This is a genomic window from Cysteiniphilum sp. (assembly GCF_057495195.1).
On sequence record NZ_JBXTEF010000138.1, the window covers coordinates 21,686 to 29,103 of the forward strand.

At 39.7% G+C, this 7,418-nt stretch carries 8 protein-coding genes; 3 read left to right on the forward strand and 5 right to left on the reverse strand.

Annotated elements, in window-relative coordinates; all coding sequences use genetic code 11:
* The first annotated feature begins 134 nt into the window (after positions 1-134).
* A complete protein-coding gene (locus ACY10D_RS11605; RefSeq protein ID WP_487000888.1) occupies positions 135-890 on the forward strand; it encodes a class I SAM-dependent methyltransferase in 756 nt (251 codons plus the stop codon).
* Here the strand turns inward: ACY10D_RS11605 and ACY10D_RS11610 are convergent, their stop codons facing one another.
* The 3 genes from ACY10D_RS11610 to ACY10D_RS11620 are packed head-to-tail and all read right to left on the reverse strand — an operon-like array spanning position 891 to position 2,782.
* Positions 891-1,619 carry an ester cyclase gene (locus ACY10D_RS11610; RefSeq protein WP_487000889.1) on the reverse strand — a complete coding sequence of 243 codons (729 nt, stop codon included), beginning with the start codon at positions 1,617-1,619 and terminating at the stop codon, positions 891-893. It abuts the gene before it with no gap.
* 18 nt (positions 1,620-1,637) lie between these two features.
* Entirely contained in the window at positions 1,638-2,240 is a 603-nt protein-coding gene (locus ACY10D_RS11615) for a M15 family metallopeptidase (protein WP_487000890.1), read from the reverse strand.
* A 17-nt stretch (positions 2,241-2,257) separates the two neighbouring features.
* The gene (locus ACY10D_RS11620; protein ID WP_487000891.1) at positions 2,258-2,782 is read right to left on the reverse strand and encodes a single-stranded DNA-binding protein; all 525 of its coding nucleotides are present in this window, start codon (positions 2,780-2,782) and stop codon (positions 2,258-2,260) included.
* A 269-nt stretch (positions 2,783-3,051) separates the two neighbouring features.
* Between ACY10D_RS11620 and ACY10D_RS11625 the strand changes: the two genes are divergently transcribed.
* Positions 3,052-3,564 carry a RipA family octameric membrane protein gene (locus ACY10D_RS11625; RefSeq protein WP_117003111.1) on the forward strand — a complete coding sequence of 171 codons (513 nt, stop codon included), beginning with the start codon at positions 3,052-3,054 and terminating at the stop codon, positions 3,562-3,564.
* Positions 3,565-3,567: 3 nt separating this feature from the next.
* Positions 3,568-4,830, forward strand: a complete 1,263-nt coding sequence (locus ACY10D_RS11630) for an aspartate aminotransferase type Ic (RefSeq protein ID WP_487000892.1) — start codon at positions 3,568-3,570, stop codon at positions 4,828-4,830.
* Here the strand turns inward: ACY10D_RS11630 and ACY10D_RS11635 are convergent.
* Together ACY10D_RS11635 and glpK are read right to left on the reverse strand one after the other, a co-directional pair.
* Positions 4,827-5,741, reverse strand: a complete 915-nt coding sequence (locus ACY10D_RS11635) for a Dyp-type peroxidase (RefSeq protein ID WP_487000893.1) — start codon at positions 5,739-5,741, stop codon at positions 4,827-4,829. The two genes, ACY10D_RS11630 and ACY10D_RS11635, sit on opposite strands and share 4 nt — an antisense overlap.
* Before the next feature lie 2 nt (positions 5,742-5,743).
* Entirely contained in the window at positions 5,744-7,237 is a 1,494-nt protein-coding gene (gene glpK / locus ACY10D_RS11640; protein WP_487000894.1) for a glycerol kinase GlpK, read from the reverse strand.
* Positions 7,238-7,418 lie beyond the last annotated feature (181 nt).

Below are 7,418 nucleotides of genomic sequence, written 5' to 3' on the forward strand. Positions count from 1 at the left end.
ATCTATCCACATGCTAACCGTATTACGGTGGGGGCCGATTGTACAGCGCTTTTAAGGCTTAAGGGGTTATAAGCTTTAAAGGCCGCTCGTACATATTCTATAATCCTAACAAACCAAATACAAAGAGTACGATAATGGCAACCATACATACAGCGGAACAATACGCTAATATTTATAAAATCTTGCAAAAACATGATAATTCCAAGCAAATCATAGATCATATTACCAAAGAAATTTTACCTACCATCAACTGCAATCGCTTTTTAGATATCGGTGCAGGTGAAGGCAAAATCACCAAAAAAATTTCACCACACTTTAATAACACTCTAGCGATCGAACCTAATCCTACTTACGCAAGTCTATTAAAGTCAATTGATAACTTAACCGTGATCAACCAAACTTTCCAAGAAGTTAAATTAACTGAGCAATATAACTTTATATTATGCTCTCATGTACTCTATCACGTCGATGAAAAAGACTGGGATGCTTTTGCACTAAAGGCATATAAAGCACTCGCACCAGGCGGTGTTCTGATGTTTGTTGTGCCATCTAACAAGGGTGAGCACTATGAAAAATGCATAAGTTACAATCCACAATATAAGTGTTATAAGCTTCTCAAGGCAATTGCTAATAAACATAGGATTAACTATCGCCTTGAGATAACTGATGCTTTTTACGATACAACAACCTTGGATGAAATGTATCAAATTTGCCGCTTTTCAATCCTTGAAGACAGCTTCACCTATGAAATGTATCAAGAACTTTTACAAAAAGGGATTGAGCCCTTCAATGCAGATGTTATGGATTATGCTAAGCATAAATATGTCGATGATAATCATTACTCACTAATTATTCACCCCGCCTTTATTAGTTTTCACAAACCTTTGTAATTATCGTAATAAACGCGCATAACGGCGCATATTCTGAAACAACCCATGGCTCTTAAACCATGCTTCAATATTTCCTGAAAAATGGCTACGATACAGCTCCTGAATATTGCGAATATGTGTACGCACTGTACCAACTGAACACTGCAATATTCTGGCACTAACCACCGTACTATAGCCCTCAAAATACAAAGCCAAACATTTAATCTGTTGCTTTGTCAGGTAAAGTCCTTGCGCATTAATTAAAACATACAGTTTTGCCAACATTGCATAACAACGACTGTTTGACTCGTTTAACGCCTCTAATGTTTTCGCTGCTGTTTTAGCATCGGTAATCTGCGCAAAAACACCTGCCATATCAGGTGATAATGAATATTCTTTGATTTTATCTTCTTGCCAACGCAACATAATCGAGGCATTGTAAACAAATTTTTTGCCTGTGGTTTCTATCCCACAGAACTCGCCAACATGTTCACAACTTTCTGAAAACTGCAGTACAGTGGTGTCGGCACAATGCGCTTGCTGTAAGAAATCCAATGATCTCACATCAATCGATTGAAAGTAAAAAGAAAGATCCATCGCAATTTCATCACGACCAAAGGCAATGCCATAGTCAGTCAAGGCCAAACAATCAGGCGTTAGAAATTCACCCAACGCATTGTTATCCCGTCCAATCAACAAAGCATCTAGGAATTCTTTCGTTTCATTAACCTTGTTATTACTTTTCGACATCCTTGTTCCCACCATTAATTACACAATATCAAAATCAAACATTTGATTAGCAAATGGCTCGTCAATCAATCTAAAATGCCACCATTCCGTTGCTATTGGTTCAAATCCAGCATTTAGCATCTCTTGACGTAATAACGCTCGGTTAGTAATCGCTTCTTTTGAGGCTTTTCTATTATCAGGATGTGACAAAGGATCCATATAATCAAAGATAGTTCCCATGTCAAGCGCTTGCCCTTGTTGATCAATCAATGTCAGATCAACCGTACTACCGCTACAATGGTTTGATGTTTTATTAAAATATCCTTGTCCAAATAAGTCTGCTTTGCTTAAGTTTGGATAATACTGACGTTGCGTATGACTATCGTGAGTGTCTTGTGCCCATTGCCAAAAATCATCAACGGCTTTAGCTGGACGATAAGCATCCCATATCAACAGACTTAAATGATGCTTAGCTATACTTTGAGTCACCTGCTGCAATGCAGCGTAACAGGCCTTTGTCATCAAGCATTTATTCGCATAATAGCCTGCTATGCGTCTACCTACAATATTATCATCATAGCTATATTTAATATCCCAGTGCATTGGATCAGATTGGGTTAATTCAATAAACTCGCTATTCATAGGGCCACTACTAAATATTAGAAAGGAATATCGTCATCGTCAAAGTCATTCAGTTGGCTTAAATCTGGCTGTGACTGTGGCTTGGCCTGCTGTGGCGCCTGATTGTATGTACCAGCTGCAGGCTGCTGCGGTTGTGCTGATGGTTGGTTAAATTGTGGCTGTGAATAGCCTTGCTGAGGACTACCATTATTTTGCCCATCATTGCGCCCACCCATTAACTGCATTTCATTGGCGACAATCTCTGTTGTATAACGCTCTTGTCCATTTTGATCTTGCCATTTATTAGTGCGAATACGCCCTTCAATATATAGCAATGACCCTTTTTGTGTGTATTGCGCGACAGTTTCCGCCTGCTTACCAAATATTACAACACGATGCCACTCAGTATTTTCAACAAACTGTCCTGTTTGACGATCTTTATAACCATCATTGGTCGCTAATCTCAAGTTTGCCACTGACATACCGCTTGGCATATAGCGCACCTCAGGATCCGCACCCAATCGCCCAAGCAAAATCACCTTATTCACTGTACCTTTAGCCATAAATCACCTTTTTATTCTAAAATTATTCTAATTTTTCAGTCTGAAATTCACCGATCTATAGTATCACAATGATTGCAGCGTTAACACGCTTAGCATGTAAGATTATTGACAAACTTAATCAACGCATAGCCCTTTGGTGTCATGCGCTCTTTTAATAAACTGACATATCATTTTTTATTACACAATACGCCATTTTGCCATAGTCCATTGCCTGTAAATCTGCTAACCTGAGTGACGTAAAACTGATAACAAATTGGAGTTAATCATTCATGAGTCGTTATGATAACATCAACATGGATAATTTATGGAATGAAGAGCAAGATCATTTCAGTAATGAACAATATTATTCGTTGTTGATAGAACAATATAAAATATACGTTGAGATGGCAGATCGTGCGAGCTTCCGTCGCGTGTCGATCAATCTATTTTTCCTTATCGCCAATATTGCTATCGTTGGCATTATGGCGCTTGGCATTAGTCGATCAAGCACTGAGTTATCTCTTGGCTTATTGGTACTGCCTTTATTAGGTTTATTAGCCATTTGCTATTGCTGGTGGCGTGTCGTACGTTTTTATCGCCATACGGTTAACATCAAAGAACAAGTCATTGGCGCACTTGAGAAACGTCTACCTTCCAGCCCCATTTTTTCCGCTGAGCGTGTTACTGCATTACAGAAAGGCTCGTTCACACCACTTAAGCGTATCGAAACTTATATGCCCTTTGTATTCTTCTTACTATATATCGGCATCTATATTTATCTTTTGATTGCTTGGGGGAAATAACTAATGACTGCAACTTTAATCAAAGATGAACTCTCGCAACTAAAGACACGGTACCAATCTTTTATTGATCAGGGTTTAAAGCTTGATATGACACGTGGCAAGCCATGTGTTGAGCAACTTAATCTATCCGATGAATTACTCAATAACTTAAACCATCAAGATGTCGTTGTTGCACCTGATTATCGTAACTACAGCCCACCTGACTTACTTACAGGACTTCCTGCAATCAAGACACTTTTTGCCGATGTCCTTGGCATTACGAGCGATCAAATCATTGTTGGCGGCAATTCATCGCTTAATTTGATGTATGACACAATGATTAAAGCGCTGATTCATAAACTGCCAAATCAGACAAAAAGTTGGTCTGAACAAGGGAAAATCAAATTCTTGTGTCCAACCCCTGGTTATGATCGTCACTTCGCTATTTGTGAGTCTTTTGGTATTGAGATGATCAATATCCCTTTAACTGGCAATGGTCCGGATATGGATCAGGTAGAAAAACTCGTTGCTAATGACAGCAGTATCAAAGGCATGTGGTGTGTACCTAAATACAGCAACCCAACCGGTGAAAGCTATAGCGACGATACAATCAAGCGTCTTGCTGCAATGAAAACAGCAGCAAATGATTTTAGAATCTTCTGGGATAATGCCTATGCTGTGCATCACCTAGACATAGAGGATCAAGTTGAGATCCTTGATATTCTAAGCGAGTGTACCAAAGCTGGGAATGCCGATCGTGTGTTCATGTTTGCCTCTACCTCAAAAATTACTTATGCCGGTGCAGGCATTGCCATTATTGCCGCTAACCAAGACAACTATGACTGGTTAGTGTCGCAGCTTAAAGTACAGACCATTGGTCATGATAAGATCAATCAGCTACGCCACTTAAAGCTTCTTCCAAACAAAGATGTTTTTATGCAACACATGGCAAAACATGCAGCTATTTTAAAACCTAAATTCGATATTGTGAACGAAGTACTGAGTACTGAGCTTGGCACAAATGGTCAATTTGCACAGTGGCATGAGCCTAAAGGCGGATATTTCATTAGTTTTGATAGCCGACCAGGACTTGCCAAAAAAATTGTCAAGATGGCACAAGATGCAGGTGTTAAATTAACTAACGCAGGTGCTACTTATCCTTATGGCAAGGACCCACAAGATTGCAATATCCGCATTGCTCCTTCCTTACCAACAGTTGCTGAGCTTAAAATAGCTACCGAAGTGTTAGCCGTTGTTACCAAAATTGCGACATTAGAGGCAAATTAATTATCCATAAACTTAGGTAAAATCAACTTACCTTTAACAAAAGGTGGGCACCATAAGAATTGAGTTGATAATATCTTTGAGAACTTAAATAAGCCATCGACAATACCATCTTCTTCACCTGTCATTCGTAAGAACTGCGCTTCAAAAGGATAAAAGCTTGTAGCAAAGCACGAGAATATTAATCCCCCTTCAAGTCGATCATTAATCCATGCCATCGATCGGCGCCACATAAATGCTTCAGGGTCAAAACTCTCTTGCGCCGTGCGTTTAACATGGGCAAACGGCTTATTATCTTCAAATTCACGGTTATCATCCAAGCTTCGTCCAATAAGCTCCTCTTTAGCTTGCTGACTTGCTTTATCAAGCCAAGCAAAGTCATGCTGCCACTTTTGAACAGCCCAAAAACTTGAGCCATCTAAATATTTATCATCACTTACAATAATGGCAGTATTAAATTGCTCATCATCTTTAGGGTTCTCGGTACCATCTTCAAAGCCAGATAAATCATGATCAACCATTTTGCCATCTTGCTCATACGTTAAATAAGTGCAAGCACGTGAGATATCTGTGCATTGAAAAGCGCCACTTGCAATAGCAATAATTTGACGTGCCTTATGCAGCAACATACCTTGATCATCATCTCTCAACCAAAGTACTAAATCGCAATGTGTTTTAGGTGCAAGCTTTTGCTGCTTTATTGTTGGTGTATATACTTTGAAATCACTTTTTAGCTCCGCTTTGTGCATAAGCGCCTCACCCAAGCCAATTACGGTGGATTGACCATCAATCAGTTGGCGCAAACTTTGCATCACTTCATTTAATTTGCTTTTATCTTCCAACACAAAAAATAAATAAATTGCTGATGAAGGCAAGTTTTCTAAAATACCTTGCTGATATTTTGGGATCTTCATTATTATTCTTCACTCCATCCTTTTGCTCTTGTTACGGCTTTGTGCCAATAGTTCGTATATTGTGTGCGTAGTTCATTATTCAGTGAGCTTGTAAATTCCTTTTCAACTGACCATAATGATTTCAGCTCATTAACATCCGACCAATAACCAACCGCAAGACCTGCCAAATAAGCAGCGCCTAACGCGGTTGTTTCAAGAACTTGTGGGCGAATAACCTTAGCATTAAGCATATCCGCTTGAAATTGCATTAGGAAATTATTTGCCACGGCACCTCCATCAACACGCATTTCAGTCAGATGAATATCAGTATCTGAGACTTTTGCACTAACAATATCCATTACTTGATAAGCAATGCTCTCTAGTGCTGCGCGCGCAATATGCGCTTTAGAGCTGCCACGTGTTAAACCAAAGATTGAACCACGTGCTGATTGATCCCAGTGTGGCGCACCCAGTCCTGCCATTGCAGGTACTAAATAAACACCACCGTTATCAGCAACAGACAATGCAAGCTTTTCACTATCAGAGGCATTTTGCAAAATACCTAACTCATCTCGTAGCCACTGAATAACTGCACCACCCATAAAGACACTTCCTTCTAGCGCATAGGTTGTTTTGCCATTAAGCTGCCAAGCAATTGTCGTTAATAAGTTATTGTTTGAAACTGCTGGAGTGTCACCTGTATTCATCATCATAAAACACCCCGTACCATAGGTAGTCTTCAGCATCCCCGGTTCCGTACACATTTGACCAAACAATGCCGCTTGTTGATCTCCCGCTACACCTGCTATCGGAATTTTTGTCGCAAAAAGAGTCGTTGCAGTTTGTGAATACACTTCACTTGAGGATTTTACTTCAGGCATCATTTCCTTAGGGATATCAAACAACTTTAATAAATCATCATCCCATTGATTGGTATGGATATTATAAAGCATCGTGCGACTTGCATTACTTGCATCTGTTGCATGTAAGCGTAGGTTCGTAAACTTAGCCATAAGCCAAGTATCCACCGTACCAAAGCATAGTTTACCCTGTTTGGCTTTTTCACGTGCACCATCAACATGATCAAGAATCCACTTGATCTTAGAGGCGCTGAAGTAGGCGTCAATCACAAGGCCTGTCTTTTCTTGGATCATTTTGGCATGGCCTTCAGCTTTTAATTTATTGCAGAAATCTGCTGTTCGTCTGTCCTGCCATACAATTGCATTATAAATCGGCTTACCCGTGTCGCGCTCCCAAACAATCGTTGTTTCACGCTGATTAGTAATGCCAATAGCAGCAATGTTTTTACCATTAATACCTGCTTTAGTGATAGCAGTAGCAGCAACTGCAGCCTGTGTGCTCCAGATTTCCTTAGGGTCATGCTCAACCCAACTCGGTTTTGGATAAATTTGCCTGAACTCTTGTTGTGCCATTTCAACCACTTGACCTTTGTGGTTAAATATAATCGCACGTGAACTCGTTGTACCTTGATCGAGTGTCAAAATATATTGTGACATGGATACGTCTCCTTATCATTAGCTCCATCGATATCATATACGCTATAGCCGCTACGATACAAATATAAACGAAGTATTTTTGAAAAAGTCCTATCCTAGAAAGCAAAAAGGCACCGTTAGGTGCCTTTCTAAATAAAAAACCTGATGATGTTCTACTTTCACATGGCGAATGGTAAGACGG